We start from the raw sequence: 18,811 nt of genomic DNA on the forward strand, positions 1-18,811 counted from the left end.
TTCAATCCAACAGGGAGTCGAGATCGGCGGCGCGGCGTTCCCGCTCTTCTTTCTGCGCTTTCAACGCGGCCGCCACGTCATCGAACAGCGCCGGGGGCAGCGTGCTCAAATAGGCCTTCTTGGCGTCCTTGTCGGCCAGGGTATCCAGATGGCGCAAGACTTCCTCGAGACTTGGTGCGGCATTCGGAGCCACCTCGACGGCGTTTCGCTGCGCCGGTACCGGGGAGCTCACCACGGCCGGCTGAAGTGGGGTCTGCTCCACGTAGGCGCGGGCCACCTCATGCTGACGCTCGTTGGTTCTCTCCAAGGTGTCGTTGCGGCGTTCTTCTTCCATAAAGTCACGGAAGGTCTTGCTGGTGTGAATGCCATCGGTACCGGATTCGCTGTTGCGGTACATCAAGCGCTGCTGCAATTGCTCCAGCTTGGCCTGCGCCGTATCGGCGATTTCCTTGTAATGCTCGCGAACATCCGAATAGGTCGCGTAACGTCCCGACGCTATCGAGCGATGAGCGGCAGCACTCTCCTTACCGGCAAAGCCCCAGTGGAAACCGAAATACACGCCGAGTATCTGCAGAAACACGAACAGAAAGGCCAGCACGATAAAGGTGCCCCAGCCGCCGTGCCGTTCGATCGACTGACCATCCTCACGAGCCTTGTCCTCGGCCTTTTTCGCCTGTGCCACGTCGGCATCAGGCAATTGTGCCGCCGTCAGCGGAGCGTTCATGTCCAGCGCGTCGATACTGGTTGCCCCTGGTGAAGACTGCCCCACCGTCTCACGATGAATCTGTGCTTCCAACACTTGGCCACGCACGTAGGTGGCCCCTCCAGCTATGAGAGCCACAAATAAGGCAACGGCAATCGCCAGCTTGTAGCTGGGCTGGGTGCCGACCCGATTGGCTAGTTGGGTATAACCCGGTTGGTCGTCATCGATTTGCTGCGGCTTGGCCAGCGCAATGGCACCAGTGGTGAGTTTATGTTTTCGCCCCTCGTCAACCCACTCGCGGCGAGCTTGTTTGATCTGACTGGAGATGAACAGTTTATGACCGGCAAAATGGGTGAATGCCACCAGTACTGCCGAAATCAGAAAAGCAATAACGTATGCCCCCTTCTCCTGCAGGTTTTCGCTAGCCCCAGGCAAGGTGTAGCCGGCCAGGACATAGCTGAAACCCATCGCTTCACCAAACACCATGGCGATGGTCAGGATCCAGATCAGTTTCGGGGTTTCCTTGCGCCCCAGATCGCCGGCCTTGGTCAAGTAGCTGATCTTCTGGTTAAAGTCATATTCACTCTGGATGCGAATGAATTTCTTGTAGTCACGGCACAGGGTGCGTTCGGCCTTGAACCAGCCGGTTTCCTGGGCGCGATTGCTGTCACGAGACAGTGCGGCAATCTTGCCGATCAGCGGGAAGCTGTACCAGGTGTTATGCCACCACCATTTCAACTTTTCCCACAACAGCATCACCGCCACCCCGGCCAGCATCACACTGACCACGCTCCACGCGGCCAGCGGATAGGTTGCAAATAGTTCTTTCATGACAGTTTTCTCTCAGAGCTTTTTAGGAGTGAAATCGGCGACGTAAAACCCGTGCTGACCTCGGTATGCCAGTTTGCCGGCCTTGGCGACGGTGCCTCCCTGCAAGGGAAACAGTACGTCGAGACATTGCACGCCGCGCTCGTCGTGGGCAAACATCCGATACAGCACCCCCTTGCTGCCGCGATAGGTATTGACGGCAGGGTTCAGCAGTAGATCGGGCTTGGCGTTGCGATGGGCCTGCGGGTTGTAATCGAGGTAGACCTTGAGTTCGGGCGGATGCACCGGCACGGCACCGTCGCGCAGCACCTCGACCCTGTTGAGCATCACCAGGTGGCCATTGACCCGATCAAGCCAACTGGTGTTGTAGAGGCCGGTCAAATGCTCATTGGCCACGTACACCTTGCCGCTGCCGAGCGCCCGCACCTCTCCGCCAGCGCGCGGCCGGTCACGCAGACAACTGGTCAGCAGACTCGGCTCGGCGGCTTGCGCTTTTGGAATCAACGAAAAGCCCCCCTCCTCACTCAGCAGACGGCCTGTATCGACCCGAGCATTCACCGCATTGGCCGGCGATCCGCCAAAGTCGATCGTGCCAGCACCGCTGGCCACTGCCTTCGCGACATTTGGGGTCTTGGCTGGGCTGGCCTGCGCCGCACTTGGCGTTTTGTTAACAGCAGCCTCTGACGGGGCACCGGCGGCACTACCCAGGCTCACGGCAGGAGCGGCGGGAACCGCCTTGCTTGCTACCGGACGTTCTGCGGAGCTTGGCGGCTGCTTAGCCGCCTTGGCCGAGGAGGTCACTTTGGTACGGGGGGTCTTGCTTGGAGCCGTAGTCGCACTCGTGCTGAGCTCATCCGCGGGACGGTAATACTCGATACGGGGCGTGCGAGCCGCCAGGTAGCCACGCAAGGCAGCTTCGTTGTTCACATCGATGATCTCGACCCGGCGGTTGAGCTGGCGACCTTCGCTAGTACGGTTGTCGGCAATCGGCAGCGTCTCGCCAGCCCCCTGGTAGTAAAGATTCATCTCAGGGACCCCCTGTTCACGGAACAGTTTGGCCACCGCACGGGCGCGGCGCTCGGACAGGTCGGCATTCAAGCGCGAATCGCCGGTGTCGTCGGTGTGGCCGATCAGGATCAGCTTCTTGTCGGCCAGCTGCTGACGCAGCACCTCGCGCTCATTGGTGGTGGACTTGGGCGACAGGTTGTAAAGCTGCACAGACAGACTGTATTGACGGGCGATGTCGGTGAAGTAGCGTCGAGCCTCGACCGTCAGCACCTCAGAACCCGTCTTGAAGTGTCCACCGCCACTGCGTTCGGGTAGGCTGATTGAGAGGCCAATGGGCTCCGACTGTCCATCGAGCTGAATGGGAGTAGACCTCAGGTCGATCTGGTAGCGCTGGGCAATTTTATGCAACTCGCAACGATGGCGATCCATCTTGCTACCAATTTGCCACCCAGCCGTGCCAGCCAGCCCAGCCCCCAAAGCGGCGCCGGCCAAAGCCGCATTCTTATCATTACTGATCGCCTTCCCAAGGACGATACCCAGACCCGCCCCCAATACGGCTCCTGCCGTGACCCCGATATTTCGGGCATTGTTCGAGCACGGATCGTCGCTGGCAAAGGTATCGGCCACCGCTCGCCGGCCTTGTTCCATATTGGCGCAGCCATTTAAGGCCAGGCTACCTGCAACTACCAAGCAAAGCGTCTCTCGTTTCATGCCAAAAAATTAATTACAAAATCATATTTTTAGCATTTTGCACGTTTATTACCAATTTTTATTTAATTTACATTAAGTAAAGCAATTTGGACTCGCAAAGATCAAATTGGCCGACAAAAACAAAAAAAGCTTGGCCGAACGCCCCTATCGGCGTTCGGCCAAGCTTTTTTGTCGGCGAGCGCTCGGCTCAGCCGCGCCCAAACGCGATCAGGTGATCCAACTCCAGCCGGATGCCGATCGCCTCGCCGATCGCATGGTCGTGCTGACTCGGCACCTGCGCAAGCACCCGCTGGCCGGACGGCAGGCCGAGGGTGTAGTGGAATGCAGTGCCGCGAAAGTCGCGCGCCAGCACCGTCGCCTTGAACGCGCTGGCGTCGTCGTGCACCACGTCGTCCGGGCGCAGCAGCACGTCGACCGCGTCGCCGGTGGCGAAGCCGCTGGGCAGCAAGCCGCAGAATTCGCCGAGCTCCAGCGCCAGGCACTGCGGGCCGCTGATGGTGCCCGGCACCAGCACGCCCTGGCCAATGAAGTCGGCGACGAAGCGGTCGGCCGGCTGGTGGTAGAGCCGGTACGGCGTGTCCCACTGGCGCAGCCGGCCCTGGTGCATCACGCCGACCTGGTCGGCCATCGCGAACGCCTCATGCTGGTCGTGCGTGACCAGGATCGCGCTCATGCCCTCGCGCTTGAGGATGTCGCGCACCTCGCGCGACAAGCGCTCGCGCAGGTCGACGTCGAGGTTGGAGAACGGCTCGTCGAGCAGGATCAACTGCGGCTTGGGCGCCAGCGCGCGCGCCAAGGCGACGCGCTGCTGCTGGCCGCCGGACAGCTCGTGCGGGTACTTGTCGCCCGAATCGGCGAGACCCACCAGCTCCAGCAGCTCGGCCACCCGCGTCGCGCGTTCGCGCCGCCCATTGCCCCGCAGGCCGAAGCCGACGTTGGCCGACACGCTCAGGTGCGGAAACAGCGCGTAGTCCTGGAACACCATGCCGACCGGACGACGGTGCGCCGGCACCCGGCCGAGCGACTGGCCGGCCAGCCGTATCTCGCCGCTTTGCAGCGGCTCGAAGCCGGCGATGCAACGCAGCACCGTGGTCTTGCCGCAGCCGGAGCTGCCGAGCAGGCAGCCGATCTCGCCGTCGGCGAGCGCGAAGCTCATTGCGTCGATCACCGGCGCAGCGCCGTAGGATTGGGTGACGGTATCGAATTCGAGCAGCATCATGACGCCGATTCTTTCTGGCGGGACAGCACGATCACCGGCACTAGGCCGGCGAGCACCAGCGCGATCGCCGGCAGCGCGGCGCGCTCCCATTCGCCTTCGGAAGTGAAATTGAAAATGCGCACGGCCAGCGTGTCCCAGCCGAACGGACGGGTCATCAGCGTGATCGGCATTTCCTTCATCACGTCGACGAACACCATCAGCACGGCGGTGAACAGCCCGCCGGACAGCAGCGGCAGGTGCAGCCGGCCGAGCAGCCGCACGCCCGAGTAGCCGAGATTGCGCGCCGCCTCTTCCTGGCTGTGGGTGATGCGGTGCATCGCCGCGTCGACCGCCGAGTGGCCGACCGCCAGGAAGCGCGCGGTGTAGGCGAGCAGCATCACCAAGAGCGTGCCCTTCAGGATCGCGCTGGTGCCCTCCGGCCAAGCGGAGTGCGCCAGCAGCCAGTTGTCGAGCCAGGCGATAGGCACGAACACCCCGACCGCCAGCACCGTGCCCGGCACCGCATAACCGAGCGTCGCCAGCCGTGCGACCAAGGCGCTCTTGGCATCGCGGCGCTGTGCGTACGACAGCAGCAGCGCCACCAGCGTCACCACCAGCGCGGCGATCAGCGCCAGCAGCAGCGAGCGGCCGACATAGCCGACGAAGTCGGCGTCGAACTCAGCGTCGAACACCGACCAGGCCCACCAGGCTAGCTGCGCCACCGGCAGCACGAAGGCGAGCAGCAGCACCAGCAGCGCGAAGCCGCTCGCAGCCCAGGCGGTGAGGCCATGCAGGCGCAGCCGCGGTTGCGGCGCTGCCTTGCCGGCCTGCGTATAGGCGCGCCGGCCGCGCGAGCGCTGCTCGAGCACCACCAGCACGAACACCAGCGCCACCAGCAGCGACGCCAGCTGCATCGCGGTCGGCAGCGAGAAGAACGAGAACCAGGCCTTGTAGATCGCGGTGGTGAAGGTGTCGAAATTGAAGGTCGCCACCGTGCCGAAGTCGGCCAGCGTTTCCATCAGCGCCAGGGTCAGGCCGCCGACGATCCACGGCCGCGCCATCGGCAGCGCCACGCGCCAGAAGCCGGCCCACGGCGACAGGCCGAGCGACTGGCCGACCTCGAGCGCACGCCGGCCCATCGTAGCGAAGGCGTTGCGCGCCAAGAGGTAGACGTAGGGGTAGAACGCCAGCGCCATCACCAGGATCACCCCGCCGGTCGAGCGGATGCTCGGCACCCAGCTCGAATCGCCGGTGGTGTCGCGCAGCCAGCTCTGGATCGGGCCGGTGAAGTCGAACAGGCCCAGCTGCGAGAACGCCATCACGTAGGCGGGCAACGCCAAGGGCAGCATCAGCGCCCAGTTGAAGAAGCGCCGGCCGGGAAAGTCGTACACCGCGGTCAGCCAGGCGAGCGGCACGCCCAGCGCCAGCACACCGACGCCGACCCCGCCAAGCAGCCAGGCGGTGTTGACCAGGAGTTCCGGCAGCTGGAAGTCGAGCAGGTGCGACCAGAGCTCGGCGTCGGGCCGGGCGACCGAGGCGAGGATCAAGAGCAGCGGAACCAGCGTGATCAGGCTGATCGACAGCGCCACGATGCGCCAGCGTGGCAGGGGCATGTCTCTCCCGTTGGATAGTTCGCGAGCCGTCGATTATCCCGGCTCGTGCCGGACGATGCAAACGCAAATCGATCGCATTCGTTGACGGCGCGGCGAAAAAACCGCGCCCGACGACCGGCAGTGCCGATACTGCAGGTAGTCTCTCTGCCCGGAGCGCCCACCATGCGTACCGCCCTGCTCGCCCTGCTGTTGATCGCACCACTCACCGCCCGCGCCTTCGAGCTGACCAGCCCGGACATCAAGCCCGGCGCGACGCTGTCACCCAGCCAGGTGTACAACGGCCTCAGCTGCCGCGGCGGCAACCACTCGCCGGCGCTCTCCTGGCAAAACCCGCCGGCCGGCACCAAGAGCTTCGCGGTGACGCTGTTCGACCCGGACGCCCCGGGCGGTGGCTGGTGGCACTGGATCGTGTTCGACCTGCCGGCGGCCACCCGCAGTCTGCCCGCCGACGCCGGCAGCGGCACCGGCCTGCCCGCTGGGGCGCAGCAGGGACGCAACGACTTCGGCCAGACGGGCTTCGGCGGCGCCTGCCCGCCCGCGGGCGCTACGCCGCACCGCTACGTGTTCACCGTGTACGCGCTGAAGCTCGCGCATATCGCGCTGCCGGCCGACGCGTCGCCGGGCAAGTTCGGCCTGCTGTTCGAGCAGGCCGCGCTCGGCAAGGCGAGCCTGACCGCCCGTTACGGGCGCTGAGAGCCGCTAACAAAACGAAGTTTCTGCGAAGCTAAAACCCTCCCGGCGTTGTTGTGCTGCCTTGCCGGGACCGCTTCGCTGGGTTTTGTTAGCGACTCTAGGCCATCGGCAAGCAAAAACGGCGGCCCGCGGGCCGCCGTTGTCGTGTCGGGAAGCGTCGCTTACTTGTAGCCGACGCGGTCCATCAGCATCACCGCGTCTTTCTGGCGGCTGCCGGCGTTCGACACGTTGATCAGGTTCTGCTTGAAGCTGCCCCAGGCCGCCACCTTCGGGACCGGCTTCACCTTCGGGTTGGCCGGGAACTCCATGTTCACGTCGGCGAACAGGTTCTGCGCCTTATCCGACGACAGCCACTCGAGGAACTTCACCGCGCCGGCCTCGTTCTTGGCGTATTTCACCACGCCCGCGCCGGAGATGTTCACATGGGTGCCCTTGTCGGCCTGGTTGGCCCAGAAGATGCCGACCGGCAGCTTCGGGTTCTTTTCCATCAGGCGGCCGTAGTAGTAGGTGTTGGCGATGCCGACGTCGCACTGGCCGGCAGCGATCGCTTCGAGCATCTTGGTGTCGTCGCCGAACACCGGGGTCGCCAGGTTGGCGACCCAGCCCTTCACCACGCGCTCGGTCTTCACCGGGTCGTCGTTGGCGATCAGCATCGCCACCAGCGACTGGTTGTAGACCTTCTTCGAGGTGCGCAGGCACAGCTTGCCCTTCCACTTCGGATCGGCCAGATCCTCGTAGCTGGACAGCTCGGTCGGTTTCACCTTCTGGGTGTTGTAGAAGAGGGTGCGGGCGCGGATCGACAGGCCGAACCACTCACCCTTCGGGTCGCGCAGGTGCGCCGGGATGTTGGCGTCGAGCACCTTGGACTTGACCGGCTTGAGCAGGCCCAGGCTCTCGGCCTGCCACAGGTTGCCGGCGTCGACGGTCAGCAGGAGGTCGGCCGGGGTGTTGCTGCCTTCGGCGCGCAGGCGCTCCATCAGCGGGCCTTCCTTGTCGGACACCAGCTTGACGGTGACGCCAGTTTCTTTCTGGTACGCATCGATCAGCGGCTTGATCAGCTGCTCGCCGCGCGCGCTATAGACCACTACCTCGTCGGCGGCGAACGCCGAGCCGGCAAAGGCCGCTGCAACGGCGGCCAGAATCAGCGACTTCTTCATGGGTTTTTCCCTGCGCTTTTGTTGTTGATGACGGAGGCAGGATACTAGCCCATAACAAGAACCGTTATCAATCAGCCCGCACCGGAGCGACCGCCGCGATTGCCGTAGCTGTGGCACCAGCCGCCACCGGTTCGGCCGACTTGGCCGCCGCGCCCGGCGCCGGTGCTCCTGCCGCAGGCGGGCAGGCCAGCTGCTGGCCGATCTTATCGACCGCCTCGTTCAGCGCCGAGTCGACTACCTTGCCGTAGTCGCTCTGCCAGAACGCGGCCGAGCCGAACGGCGCCGGCTGCGGCGGGAACACCTTGCCGTTGGCGACCTTGTGCACCCGCTCGGTGGCACGCACCGCGCCGGTGGCCGCGTCGTACAGCCACAGCTCGACGTCGAACTGGCGTTCGGTGGCGCGGTACAGCACGCCGGAATCGAGAAGCGCCGAGAACGGGCCGTTATAGCGCGCGCCGCTGTCGCGGTAGCGGGTCGCCTCCAGCAGCGACATGCGCAGGCCGCGGTCGCTGACGCCGGTGTCGATCACCCGACCGGCCAGCACGTAGCGGACGTTCTCGCGCCAGCCCAGCTGTCGCGCGCCGGCGCTGCCGGTGGCCGGTTCGGTGACATTCGGGTCGGGCAGCACCGACACGTCCGGCTGCGCGCGCGCCTTGACGCGCAGGCTCGGCTTGGCCGAAAGGCGGCTGGCCAGCTCGACCGGCAGCTGGTAGGCGAGCCGGTTCATGTCCGACATCTGCGCCGGCCGGTCGACGGTGAAATACGTTGCCAACAGCGGCGCCGGACCGCCGTAGCAGCGGTTGTCGACGTAAGGGCTCTCGGCCGGGAACGGCGCAACCGGGCGCAGCGCCGGCACGATGCGCGGTGGCGGCAAGTGGGTGGCCTTCTTCGGCTTGTGCACGGTCTTTTTCTTGGCGACCTTCTTCTTCACCGGCTTGCACGCCACGGTGGACGCCGCAGGGGGCGTTACCGTGCTCGCCGCCTTGGTGGCGGTCGCTGCGGGCGGATCGGCAAGCACCGACAGCGGCAGTGTCAGGGTGGCGAGCAACAAGGACAGGCGGACAGGTTTCATGACGTGGGGGCCGACGACGGAGGGCAACGAGATGCCGCTAGATTATCAGGATATATCGGCTTTTTATCGGCGACGACGCGACCGGCTTGAGTTCGGCTCGCCGACGGTGCGTCCCCCAAAACATGCCATTCATTTAATATTCTAATGTTACAATTTGTACGATATTAGAAAGCAATCGGCATCAGCAGCACGATTGCCCGTCATCGCCCTGACCGACCCCACCGGTCTAGAGCCACTAAGAAAAAACCCTTGGCGTTGTAGTGCTGCCTTGCCAAGGCTGCTTCGCTGAATTTTGTTCGCGGCTCTTTGAAACGGGCGAACCGTCACTCATCAACCCGGCCGGCGCCGCACGCGTCGGCCGCCCGTCACGAGGTGCCCATGCACGGAGCCGACTTCCTGCGCGATCTCGCGGTGATCATGCTGATCGCCGGCGCCACCACCGTCCTGTTTTCCCGCCTGCGCCAGCCGGTGGTGCTCGGCTATATCCTGGCCGGCCTGATCATCGGTCCGCATACCCCGCCCTACCCGCTGATCACCAACCCGCACACGATAGAGACGCTCGCCGAAATGGGTGTGGTGTTCCTGATGTTCTCGCTCGGACTCGAGTTCAGTCTGAAGAAGCTGCGCGAGGTCGGCTCGACCGCGCTGGTGGCGGCGCTGATGGAAATCGTGGTGATGATCTGGGTCGGCTTCGAGATCGGCCGCTTCTTCGGCTGGCGCACCATGGACTCGCTGTTCCTCGGCGCGATGCTGGCGGTGTCGTCGACCACCATCATCGTGAAGGCCCTGTCCGAACTGAAGCTGAAGCGCGAGCGCTTCGCGCAGCTGGTGTTCGGCATCCTGATCGTCGAGGACATCCTGGCGATCGGCCTGATCGCGCTGTTGTCCGGCATCGCGGTCAGCGGCGACATCAGCGTCGGCACGGTGGTGGCCACCCTCGGCAAGCTGGGGATCTTCCTGGCGGTGTCGCTGACCGTCGGCATCCTGGTGGTGCCGCGGCTGTTGGCCTACGTGGCGCGCTTCGACAACGACGAGATGCTGCTGGTGACGGTGCTGGGCCTCTGTTTCGGCTTCTGCCTCTTGGTGATCGAGCTCGGCTACAGCGTCGCGCTCGGCGCCTTCGTGATCGGCGCGATCATGGCCGAGTCGCGCCAGCTGCACCTGATCGAGCGGCTGATCGCGCCGGTGCGCGACATGTTCTCGGCGATCTTCTTCGTCGCGGTCGGGCTGATGCTCGACCCGAGCGTGCTCATCGACTACTGGCTGCCGATCACGGTGATCACCGTGGCGGTGGTGCTCGGCAAGCTGCTCAGCTGCGGCACCGGGGCGTTTCTCGCCGGCCAGAACGGCCGCACCTCGATGCGGGTCGGCATGGGCTTGGCGCAGATCGGCGAGTTCTCGTTCATCATCGCCGCGCTCGGCGTCAGCCTGAAGGTGACCAGCGACTTCCTCTACCCGATCGCGGTGGCGGTATCGGCGCTGACCACGCTGCTCACCCCGTATCTGATCCAGGCGGCCGACCCGCTGTCGCACCGACTCGGCAAGACGCTGCCCGGCTGGCTCACCTCGGTATTCGGCCTCTACACCCGCTGGTTGAACGGCTTGCAGCTGGCCGGCGACAACGCGCTCGCCGCGGCGATCGTGCGCCGCTGCCTGCTGCAGATCCTGGTCAATCTGTGCCTAGTGGCCGGGGTGTTCCTGGGGATCGCGGCGCTGTTCGAGAGCGGCCAGCTCGCCTTCCTGCCCGCCCCGCTCGACCACAAGAGCATACTGTGGGGCGCGGCGCTGCTCTTGTCGCTGCCCTTCCTGGTCGCCTGCTATCGCAAGCAGAAGGCGCTCGGCCAGATGTTGGCCGAAATGACGGTACGCGGCAGCGCCGGCCGCTACCCGGACACCGCCCGCCAGATCATTGCCGAGCTGGTGCCACTGTTGGGCATCGGCATGATGCTGCTGGTGATCTCGGCGGTGAGCGGCAGCCTGCTGCCACCGCTGCAGACCCGGCTGGTGGTGCTGGCCGTGGCGATCGTGGCGGTGCTGCTACTCAGCCGCCAGCTGATCCGGCTGCATTCGCGGCTGCAGATCGCGCTGAAGGAGACGCTGGATACCCCGCCCGATCCTCTGCGACCGGAACGCCAGGATCACTGAGCGTTCGGCCAAGCTCGAACACGACAAACCCCGGCTCGCCGGGGTTTTTGCTGGTCACGACGTTGGCCGAACACTCACACGTGGTGAGACTCCGCCAGCCGGCTCGCCTGCCGCCAGGCGCGCGCCGACGCGAAGCCGGCCGCCAGCGCGGCCTTTTCCTTTCCCATGCCGCCGGCGCGCCACTGCTCGGCGAGGCCCAGCCGCAACACCGTCTGGTAGCCGAGCACCGTGGTGCCGCTGTGCTCGCGAAACAGCCGCGCCAGGTGGCGCGGGCTGACGTGCACCCGTTCGGCCAACGCCTCCAGCGACCAGCGCTGCGCCGGATCGGCGGCGATCAGGTCCTGCACCGCGTGCACCTTGTCGTGCAGGTGGTTGCGGTAGGCGAGCCACGGCGACAGCGCCGGGTCGGACGGGCTACGCCTGAAGTACACCACCATGTGCCGTGCCACCTGGCGCGCCAGCTCGGCACCGGCGAGCTCCGCCACCAGGAACAGCGCCAGATCGATGCCGGCGCAGATGCCGGCGCTGGTCGCCACCGGCCCGTCGCTGACGAACACCCGGTTCGCCTGCACCTGCGCGCCCGGCACCCGTTCGGCCAACGTAGCCAGCAGGCTGAAATGCGTGGTGCAGGCGCGCCCGGCGAGCAGCCCGGCCGCACCGAGGAACAGCGCGCCCGAGCACACCGCCGCCAGCCGCGCGCCGGACGGCGCCACCCGTTCGGCCAGCCAGCGCACCAGCGCGCGCCCTGCCGGTTCGTCGACATCGTGCTCGTCGTTGAGCGTGCCCGGCACCAGCACCAGCGCGTTGGCCGGCACCGTGTCGGGCAAGGGTTCCAACCCGCCGAGCGCCAACCCGACCGAGCTGGCCACGTTCGGTTCGGCGGCGACGAAGCGCAGCCGAAACGGCGCACCGCAGCGCGCCGCCACCCGGAATGCCTCGGCCGGCCCGGCTAGGTCGAGCAGCAGCACGTTCGGCGGCAGCGCGAAGATCACCTCGTTCATGGACGGCTCACGGCCAACAGCCCGGCCCGCGCCAGCCAACGTTGGCCGAACACATTGAGCAGCAGGCCGGCCATCAGCATCAGGCTGCCGGCCGCCTGCCAGCCGTTGAGCCGCTCGTCGAGCACCAGAGCGGCGGTGAGCAAGCCGACCACCGGCACCAGCAAGGAAAACGGCGCCACCTTGCCGGCCGGATGGCGGGTCAGCAAGCGGCTCCACAGCGCGTAGCCGAGCAAGGTCGCGACGAAGGCCAGATAACCGGTGGCGAACAGCGCCGCGCCAGTCAGATGGGTGAGCGTGTAAGCAATCTTGTCGGCGCCGTCGAAGGCCAACAACAGGCCAAGGAAGGGCAAGGGCGGGATCAGGCTCGCCCACACCACCAGCGCCAGCGGCTCGGGCTTGTAGCCGGCGCGGCCGATCGCGCGCACCACCACGTTCGAGGTCGCCCAGCACAGCGCCGCGGCGACCGTCAGCGCGAAGCCGACCAGGCCGAGCGCCCCGCCCTTGCCGATGCCGATCAGCACCAGCCCGGCCAGTGCACAGAGGAGCCCGAGCAACTGCGCCGGCTGCCAGCGCTCGCCGAGCCACGCGGCGGCGATCAGCAGGGTAAAGAAGGCCTGCGACTGCAGCACCACCGAGGCGAGCCCGGCCGGCATGCCGAGCTTGATCGCGGTGAACAGCAGCGCGAACTGGCCGACGCCCATCGACAGCCCATACGCCGCCAGCCAGCGCCACGGCAGCGCCGGCTTGCGGATGAACAGCAGCGCCGGAAACGCCGCCAGCGTGAAGCGCATCGCGCCGAGCAAGAGCGGCGGCACGTCGGCCACGCCCCATTTGATCACGACGAAATTGACGCCCCACACCAGCACCACGACGAGGGCCTGCAACAGGTCGGCGATAGGCATCGCGAGTTCTCCGGAATACAAAATTCAATTCAGCACAATAGCATGAGCGCACCGGGCCGGCCGTTCGGCCAACCCGGGCGCCTGCAAGCGCTAGCGTTGTTCCGGCGGCAAGTGGTTGATCGCCGCCGAGAACGCCGCCTGCGTCGCCGGATCGACCGGCCGGTAGACCACCTTGCTGCTCGCCGGGTAGTTGCCGAGGAAGTTGCCGCGCCGCCAGTTCGTCGACGGGCGAATCGGCCGAGGCACAAACCCTCCGCCGCAGTTCGGGCAGACATTGCCCAGCACCTGATCGACGCAGCTCGCGCAGAAGGTGCACTCGAAGCTGCAGATGCGCGCGTCGAGCGAGTCGGGCGGCAAGGCCGTGTTGCAGTGTTCGCAGCTCGGTCTGAGTTCCAGCATGGTGTTTCCTCCGTGAATGACAACGCTTACAGCGCCGCCAGCGCTTCTTCGACGCTGGCGATACGGGCGAAACGGCCCGACAGCACCAGCTCGGTGCGCTCGCGGATCTCTGCGGCCGTAAAGGTGCGACCGCTGAACGGATGCACCATGTCGAAGGTCAGCGTCGCGGCGGTGACGTAGTCGACCAGGTAGCCCAGGTCGGACGCGACCCGGGTAGTGGTCTCGCAGCACTGCTCGGTGCGGATGCCGCTGACGATCAGCCGGCGGATGCCGCGTTCGGCCAACCAGGCCCCTAGCTGCGTGTCGGTGAACGCGTTGTGCACATGCTTGGTGAACAGCGCGTCCGGCGCGTCCGGCAGCCACGCCATCGGCGTGACCAGGCCGCTTTCCGGTCGGAATTCCGGGTCGTCGTCCTGGTGCAGGATGTACACCACCGGCGCGCCGGCCGCGCGGCAACCGGCGATCAGCGCGAGCACGCTGTCGCGGAACGCCGGCAGTTCGCGCTCGTCCCAAAAGGGACGATGTTGAAAAGACTGTTGTACGTCGATCACGAGCAGCGCGGTGTCGGCAGCCATCACAGATTTCCTTATGGGTGGAAGATGGCCATAGCTTAGTGACAACCATGTCCCACTGCGACGGCATTTCCCGACAGCGACGGGGCAAATCCGGACATTATTGTCCGACGCTTTCTGCGGGCCGGTCCGATCCGCCCCGGCCGCCCCGCTTGCAATGACATCGCACGATGATAGTTTTCAATCAACGAACGATCACCCTGCTTACCATTTGCCGGCGGTGCCACGCTCCGCGTCGTCCCGCCGGCAGACAAAGGAGGCCCCATGCCGTCCCGCATCCAGCTCGTCCGGGTCTACGACCTGCCCCCCGATACGCCAAACGCCTTCCTGGTCGACCGGCTGTGGCCACGCGGCGTCAGCAAGGCCCGGCTGCAGAACGTGCCATGGCTGAAAGACGCCGCGCCGTCGACCGAACTGCGCCGCTTGCTACACCAGGAAGCGGAAAGCTGGCCGAGCTTCTGCCGGGCGTACTGGCAGGAACTGCTGGCCGATCCAGCGCGCTGGCAGCCGCTGCTCGACGCCGCGCGCCACGGCGACGTGACGCTGGCCTACGCCAGCCGCGACACCGAACGCAACCACGCGCAGGTATTGAAGCAGTTCCTGGAAGCCCAGCTGGCCGGCGACGACCCCGGCACCCGGCTCTCGTCGCCGGTCTGTTATGCGGGCGAGTTCGACTCGAGATCATGAGGCCGCGCGGCCGACTGGCGCGCCGCCTCGCCCTCGGCGAACTGGGCCAGGAAGCTGTTGAACAGCTCGGCGTGGCTGGCGATGCCGAGCTTGTTATAGAGATTGCGCCGGTGCACCTTGACCGTTTCCGGCGAGATCGCCAGCTGCTGCGCGATCGCCTTGCTGGAAAAGCCGCGCAGCGTCAGCCGGGCGATCTCGGCCTCGCGCTCGGTCAGCCGGCCGTTGCCGAACGCGTCCAGCGTCTGGCCGAGCCGGTCGAGCAGCGACGGCGCCTGCGGCTCGCGCCGGCACCAGCGCTGGTGACGCTGCATCGCCGCCAGCACCCAGGGCTGCACGCACAAGAGCCGCCCGATCGCCAGCTCGTCGAACGGCTCCGCCGCCCCGAGCGACAGCGACAGCACCGCGCCGTCGTCGAGGCTGAGCAGGAACTGCACCTCGTCCTGGCCGACCTCGCGGCTGAAATAGGTCTGGTAGTACTCGCTCTGGCGGAACTGGTCGGGCGCCACCTCGTCGAGCCGGAGCAGGCCGCGGCGCGGCCGCTCGCAGGCGGCCTGGTAGAACGGGTCCAACAGGTACAGACCCTGACAGTAGTGCGGCACCGGCGAGGGGCCGGCGCCGGTGGTGCCGAAGGTGCACTCCTCGAGCACCTGCGGCCGCGCATCGGGGCGGAATTCCACCGCCAGCGCGGTCTCGACCGGCGCGAGCTGGCGCAGCAACAACACCAGCGCCCGCCAGAAGCGCGGCGTGCCCAGCTCGTCCAAGAGCCGCGCCAGGCCCTGGTGCAGCCCCATCTCCCTCAGCAGTCCTTCCATACACCTCCCCCATCCGGGTAACCCATCGTGGGAATGGGTCGTCATGACGGCTCACCATACACTGCTCTTCGTCACGCCGGCCACCTGAAGTCGGCGGGCACTACAAGGAGAAGAGAGCATGACCCAAACCGATAGCGGCGGGCTGAAACGCTCGCTCGGGGTCGCCGACGTGGTGATGATCACCGTGTCAGGCGTCACCCCGGCCAGTTCCATCTTTGTGATCGCCCCGTTCGCCATCCAGAGTGCCGGCAGCGGGGCGTTTCTGTCCTTCGTCCTCGCCGCCTTGCTGGCGACGGCGTTTGCGCTCTGTTACGCCGAACTCGGCGCCGCCCACCCCAGCGCCGGCGGCGAGTACGTGATCATCCAGCGCTTGTTCGGCCGACTGGCCGGGCTGCAGATGTATTTGTTCGTGCTGTGCATGCTGCTGTTCATCCCGGCGGTGCTGGCGACCGGCGCGGCGACCTATTTGAACAGCGCACTCGGCACGCACTTCGACGGCGCCACGGTGGCGCTGGCGATCGTGCTCGTCAGCTACGCGATCGGCATCCTCGACATCAAGGTCAACGCGCTGGTGACCGGGCTGTTTCTCGGCCTGGAAATCGTCGTGCTGTGCCTGATCGCCTGGCTGGGCTTCAGCGAGGCGCAGCAGCCGGCTACGGTGCTCTTGGCGCCGCAGATGGCCGACGCGCACGGCGCGCTGGTGGCGGTTCCGGCCGGGGTGGTGGTGGCGATGATCGGCACCGCGGTGTTCTCGTACAACGGCTTCGGCGCGGCGATCTATCTGGCCGAAGACATGCGCGAAGCCGGCCGGCCGATGGCGGTGGCGGTGCTGGTGACGCTGGCGATCGTGGTGCTGGTCGAGCTGGTGCCGCTGACCGCACTGATTCTGGGTGCGCCATCGTTGGCCGAGCTGGCCCGCCATGCCGACCCGATCGGCTACGTGGTCGGTCAGCTCGGCGGCCCGGTGCTGGCGCGGGTGATCAGCGCCGGCATCTTCCTGTCGGTGTTCAACGCGATCATCGCCATCGTGGTGCAGAACAGCCGCTTCCTGTACGCCAGCGGCCGTGACGGGCTGTGGCCGGCGCCGATCAGCCGCGCGCTGGTGCGCCTCCACCCGCGCTATGGCACACCGTGGCTCGCCACGCTGCTGTTCGCCGTCCCGTCCGGCCTGCTCACCTTCAATTCCAGCCTGGGCGAGCTGACCTCGTTCACGGTGATCCTGCTGCTGCTCGCCTACCTCGCGATGGCGCTCGCCACGCTGATCAGCCGACGCCGCCGCGACATCGCCCACCCGTATCTGATGCCGCTGTGGCCGCTGCCGGCGCTGCTGGCAATCGTCGGCAGCGTCTACACGCTGTGGACCATCCTGGCGGGCAGCCCGCCGCGCGACTTCCTCATCATCGGCGCCATCGTGCTGGCGGGGCTCGCGCTGTTCGGCCGCCGCGGCAGCCAGCCGACCCCGCTTCCGCAACAAGGAGAATGACATGACACAACGCGCCCGCGACCTGGGCATCCGCATCGGCTTCGGCCAAGCCGGCCCGTACAACGCGATCACCGACGTGCCCGGCGTACGCGTCGGCCACGCCGGCGTCTACCGCGACTTCGCCGACGGCCGCGCCGCCCGCTCCGGCGTCACCGTGATCGAGCCGCGCCCCGGCCCTGCCCGCCTCGCGCCCTGCTTCGCCGGCGTGCACGTGCTCAACGGCAACGGCGACGCCACCGGCCTCGAATGGATCCGCGAGGCGGGGCTGCTGACCAGCCCGCTCGCCATCACCAACACGCACAGCGTCGGCACGGTGCGCGACGCGCTGATCGCGATCGAACGCGAAGCGCTGCCGGACCACGGCGCGGTGTACTGGAACATGCCGGTGGTGATGGAAACCTTCGACGGCCTGCTCAACGACATCAACGGCTTTCACGTCCGGCCCGAGCACGTGCGCGAGGCGCTCGCCGCGGCGAGCAGCGGAAGGTTGGCCGAAGGCAGCGTCGGCGGCGGCAGCGGCATGATCTGCCACGAGTTCAAGGGCGGCAGCGGCAGCGCGTCGCGCCGGCTGGCGGCCGAGGACGGTGGCTGGACGGTCGGCGCGATCGTGCAGGCCAACCACGGCCGGCGCGAGTCGCTGCAGGTCGAGGGCTATCCGGTCGGGCGCTTTCTCGGCTACGAACAAGTGCCCTCGCCGTTCGCGGCGCGCACGCTGCCGCACCCGGGCATGGGCTCGATCGTGGTGGTGATCGCCACCGACGCGCCGCTGTTGCCGCACCAGTGCAGCCGGCTCGCTCAGCGCGCCTCGATCGGCATCGCCCGCACCGGCGGAGGCACCGAGGACTCGAGCGGCGACATCTTCGTCGCGTTCGCCACCGGCAACGACGGCCTGCCGGTGGCCGACTACGCCGGCAAGGGCGCGTTCATCACACCGGTGGCGATGGTCAACAACGACCACATCTCGGCGCTGTTCCAGGCCGCCGCCGAGGCGGTCGAGGAGGCGATCGTCAACACGCTGCTCGCCGCCGGCAGCGTCACCGGCCATCTCGGCCACCGCGCCGAGGGGCTGTCGGCCGAACGGCTGCTCGGGGCGCTGCATAAGGCCGGCTGGAGACCACACGATTAGGCAGCAAGCGACACGGCCCGACATAGTCGGGCCGTTTTCCTCATAACGACTACAGCACCAGCATCAGCTCGTCGGCCATTAGCCATAGGGCGGTGCCGGCCATCAGCGCCGCCATCACGCCGTTGAAGACGCGCAGGCCGCGCGCGGTGGCGAGCAGGTGGCGCAAGCGGTCGCCGGCCAAGGCCCAGACGCCGATGCACGGCAGGTTGATCAGCGCGCAGGCGAGCGCCAGCAGCGCCGCGTTGACCAGCAGATTGCCGTGCTGCGGCATGAACAGGATCGCCGCGTTGATCACCATCACCCACGCCTTCGGGTTCAGCCACTGGAACGCCGCCGCGCCGAACAGGCTGAGCGGCTTGCCGCTGCCGCCGTTGCCCGGCTCGCCGGCGCGCCAGATCTGCCACGATAGCCACAACAAATAGACGCATCCAGCGATCGCCAGCGGCACCCGGATCACCGTCAGCCAGTTGAGGATGTACGCCAGCGCCGCCGCTACTACGCCGACCTGAAACGCGTGCCCGCTGCTAATGCCGAGCATATGCGGCACGGTGCGGCGAAAGCCGAAATTGACGCCCGAGGCGGCGAGCATCAGGTTGTTGGGGCCGGGGGTGATCGACATCACGCCCACATAAGACATCAGGGCCAGGTCCAGCATGGCAGCCTCCTCCAGAAACGATGGCTCCATGCTAGGACGTGCCGGG

17 protein-coding genes are annotated in these 18,811 nt (G+C 66.5%); 5 read left to right on the forward strand and 12 right to left on the reverse strand.

Annotated features, from left to right (window positions below):
- Position 1: 1 nt before the first annotated feature.
- From ACZ2IA_RS08965 to ACZ2IA_RS08980, 4 genes are all read right to left on the reverse strand, one after another.
- Positions 2-1,534 (reverse strand): hypothetical protein, encoded by a 1,533-nt coding sequence (locus ACZ2IA_RS08965; RefSeq protein ID WP_470292230.1) that lies wholly within the window; start codon positions 1,532-1,534, stop codon positions 2-4.
- A 12-nt stretch (positions 1,535-1,546) separates the two neighbouring features.
- A complete protein-coding gene (locus ACZ2IA_RS08970) occupies positions 1,547-3,250 on the reverse strand; it encodes an OmpA family protein (RefSeq protein ID WP_470292231.1) in 1,704 nt (567 codons plus the stop codon).
- Between the two features lie 187 nt (positions 3,251-3,437).
- Positions 3,438-4,469, reverse strand: a complete 1,032-nt coding sequence (locus ACZ2IA_RS08975; protein WP_470292232.1) for an ABC transporter ATP-binding protein — start codon at positions 4,467-4,469, stop codon at positions 3,438-3,440.
- Positions 4,466-6,061, reverse strand: a complete 1,596-nt coding sequence (locus tag ACZ2IA_RS08980; RefSeq protein ID WP_470292233.1) for an ABC transporter permease — start codon at positions 6,059-6,061, stop codon at positions 4,466-4,468. Before ACZ2IA_RS08980 ends, ACZ2IA_RS08975 begins: the two co-directional genes overlap by 4 nt.
- A 162-nt stretch (positions 6,062-6,223) precedes the next feature.
- Here ACZ2IA_RS08980 and ACZ2IA_RS08985 point away from each other — a divergent pair, with 162 nt between their 5' ends.
- On the forward strand, positions 6,224-6,754 hold the full coding sequence (locus ACZ2IA_RS08985; protein WP_470292234.1) for a YbhB/YbcL family Raf kinase inhibitor-like protein: 531 nt from the start codon (positions 6,224-6,226) through the stop codon (positions 6,752-6,754).
- Between the two features lie 161 nt (positions 6,755-6,915).
- Here ACZ2IA_RS08985 and ACZ2IA_RS08990 read toward each other — a convergent pair whose 3' ends face one another.
- Together ACZ2IA_RS08990 and ACZ2IA_RS08995 are read right to left on the reverse strand one after the other, a co-directional pair.
- Positions 6,916-7,911, reverse strand: coding sequence for a Fe(3+) ABC transporter substrate-binding protein (locus ACZ2IA_RS08990; RefSeq protein WP_470292235.1), 996 nt, complete (start codon positions 7,909-7,911; stop codon positions 6,916-6,918).
- A 67-nt stretch (positions 7,912-7,978) separates the two neighbouring features.
- A complete protein-coding gene (locus tag ACZ2IA_RS08995) occupies positions 7,979-8,983 on the reverse strand; it encodes a flagella assembly protein FlgT middle domain-containing protein (protein WP_470292236.1) in 1,005 nt (334 codons plus the stop codon).
- 378 nt (positions 8,984-9,361) lie between these two features.
- Here ACZ2IA_RS08995 and ACZ2IA_RS09000 point away from each other — a divergent pair, with 378 nt between their 5' ends.
- Entirely contained in the window at positions 9,362-11,128 is a 1,767-nt protein-coding gene (locus tag ACZ2IA_RS09000) for a cation:proton antiporter (protein WP_470292237.1), read from the forward strand.
- A 74-nt stretch (positions 11,129-11,202) separates the two neighbouring features.
- Here ACZ2IA_RS09000 and ACZ2IA_RS09005 read toward each other — a convergent pair whose 3' ends face one another.
- The 4 genes from ACZ2IA_RS09005 to ACZ2IA_RS09020 all read right to left on the reverse strand — a co-directional run bounded on the left by ACZ2IA_RS09005 (position 11,203) and on the right by ACZ2IA_RS09020 (position 14,005).
- A complete protein-coding gene (locus tag ACZ2IA_RS09005; RefSeq protein ID WP_470292238.1) occupies positions 11,203-12,129 on the reverse strand; it encodes a GlxA family transcriptional regulator in 927 nt (308 codons plus the stop codon).
- Entirely contained in the window at positions 12,126-13,031 is a 906-nt protein-coding gene (locus ACZ2IA_RS09010) for an EamA family transporter (RefSeq protein WP_470292239.1), read from the reverse strand. Before ACZ2IA_RS09010 ends, ACZ2IA_RS09005 begins: the two co-directional genes overlap by 4 nt.
- Positions 13,032-13,121: 90 nt before the next feature.
- Positions 13,122-13,430 (reverse strand): DUF1272 domain-containing protein, encoded by a 309-nt coding sequence (locus tag ACZ2IA_RS09015; protein WP_470292240.1) that lies wholly within the window; start codon positions 13,428-13,430, stop codon positions 13,122-13,124.
- Between the two features lie 26 nt (positions 13,431-13,456).
- On the reverse strand, positions 13,457-14,005 hold the full coding sequence (locus ACZ2IA_RS09020) for a cysteine hydrolase family protein (RefSeq protein ID WP_470292241.1): 549 nt from the start codon (positions 14,003-14,005) through the stop codon (positions 13,457-13,459).
- A gap of 261 nt (positions 14,006-14,266) precedes the next feature.
- Here ACZ2IA_RS09020 and ACZ2IA_RS09025 point away from each other — a divergent pair, with 261 nt between their 5' ends.
- Positions 14,267-14,689 carry a DUF488 domain-containing protein gene (locus ACZ2IA_RS09025; RefSeq protein ID WP_470292242.1) on the forward strand — a complete coding sequence of 141 codons (423 nt, stop codon included), beginning with the start codon at positions 14,267-14,269 and terminating at the stop codon, positions 14,687-14,689.
- Here ACZ2IA_RS09025 and ACZ2IA_RS09030 read toward each other — a convergent pair.
- Positions 14,659-15,501, reverse strand: a complete 843-nt coding sequence (locus tag ACZ2IA_RS09030) for a helix-turn-helix transcriptional regulator (RefSeq protein ID WP_470292243.1) — start codon at positions 15,499-15,501, stop codon at positions 14,659-14,661. The two genes, ACZ2IA_RS09025 and ACZ2IA_RS09030, sit on opposite strands and share 31 nt — an antisense overlap.
- A 118-nt stretch (positions 15,502-15,619) precedes the next feature.
- On the opposite strand from ACZ2IA_RS09030, the gene ACZ2IA_RS09035 reads away from it, so the two are divergent.
- Together ACZ2IA_RS09035 and ACZ2IA_RS09040 are read left to right on the forward strand one after the other, a co-directional pair.
- Positions 15,620-16,984, forward strand: coding sequence for an APC family permease (locus tag ACZ2IA_RS09035; protein WP_470292244.1), 1,365 nt, complete (start codon positions 15,620-15,622; stop codon positions 16,982-16,984).
- Between the two features lies 1 nt (position 16,985).
- Entirely contained in the window at positions 16,986-18,110 is a 1,125-nt protein-coding gene (locus ACZ2IA_RS09040; RefSeq protein WP_470292245.1) for a DmpA family aminopeptidase, read from the forward strand.
- A gap of 49 nt (positions 18,111-18,159) precedes the next feature.
- Here the strand turns inward: ACZ2IA_RS09040 and ACZ2IA_RS09045 are convergent, their stop codons facing one another.
- Positions 18,160-18,765: a LysE family translocator gene (locus tag ACZ2IA_RS09045; RefSeq protein ID WP_470292246.1), complete on the reverse strand. Its 606-nt coding sequence runs from the start codon at positions 18,763-18,765 to the stop codon at positions 18,160-18,162.
- Positions 18,766-18,811 lie beyond the last annotated feature (46 nt).

This window comes from Crenobacter sp. CS_VA4, from assembly GCF_055597485.1.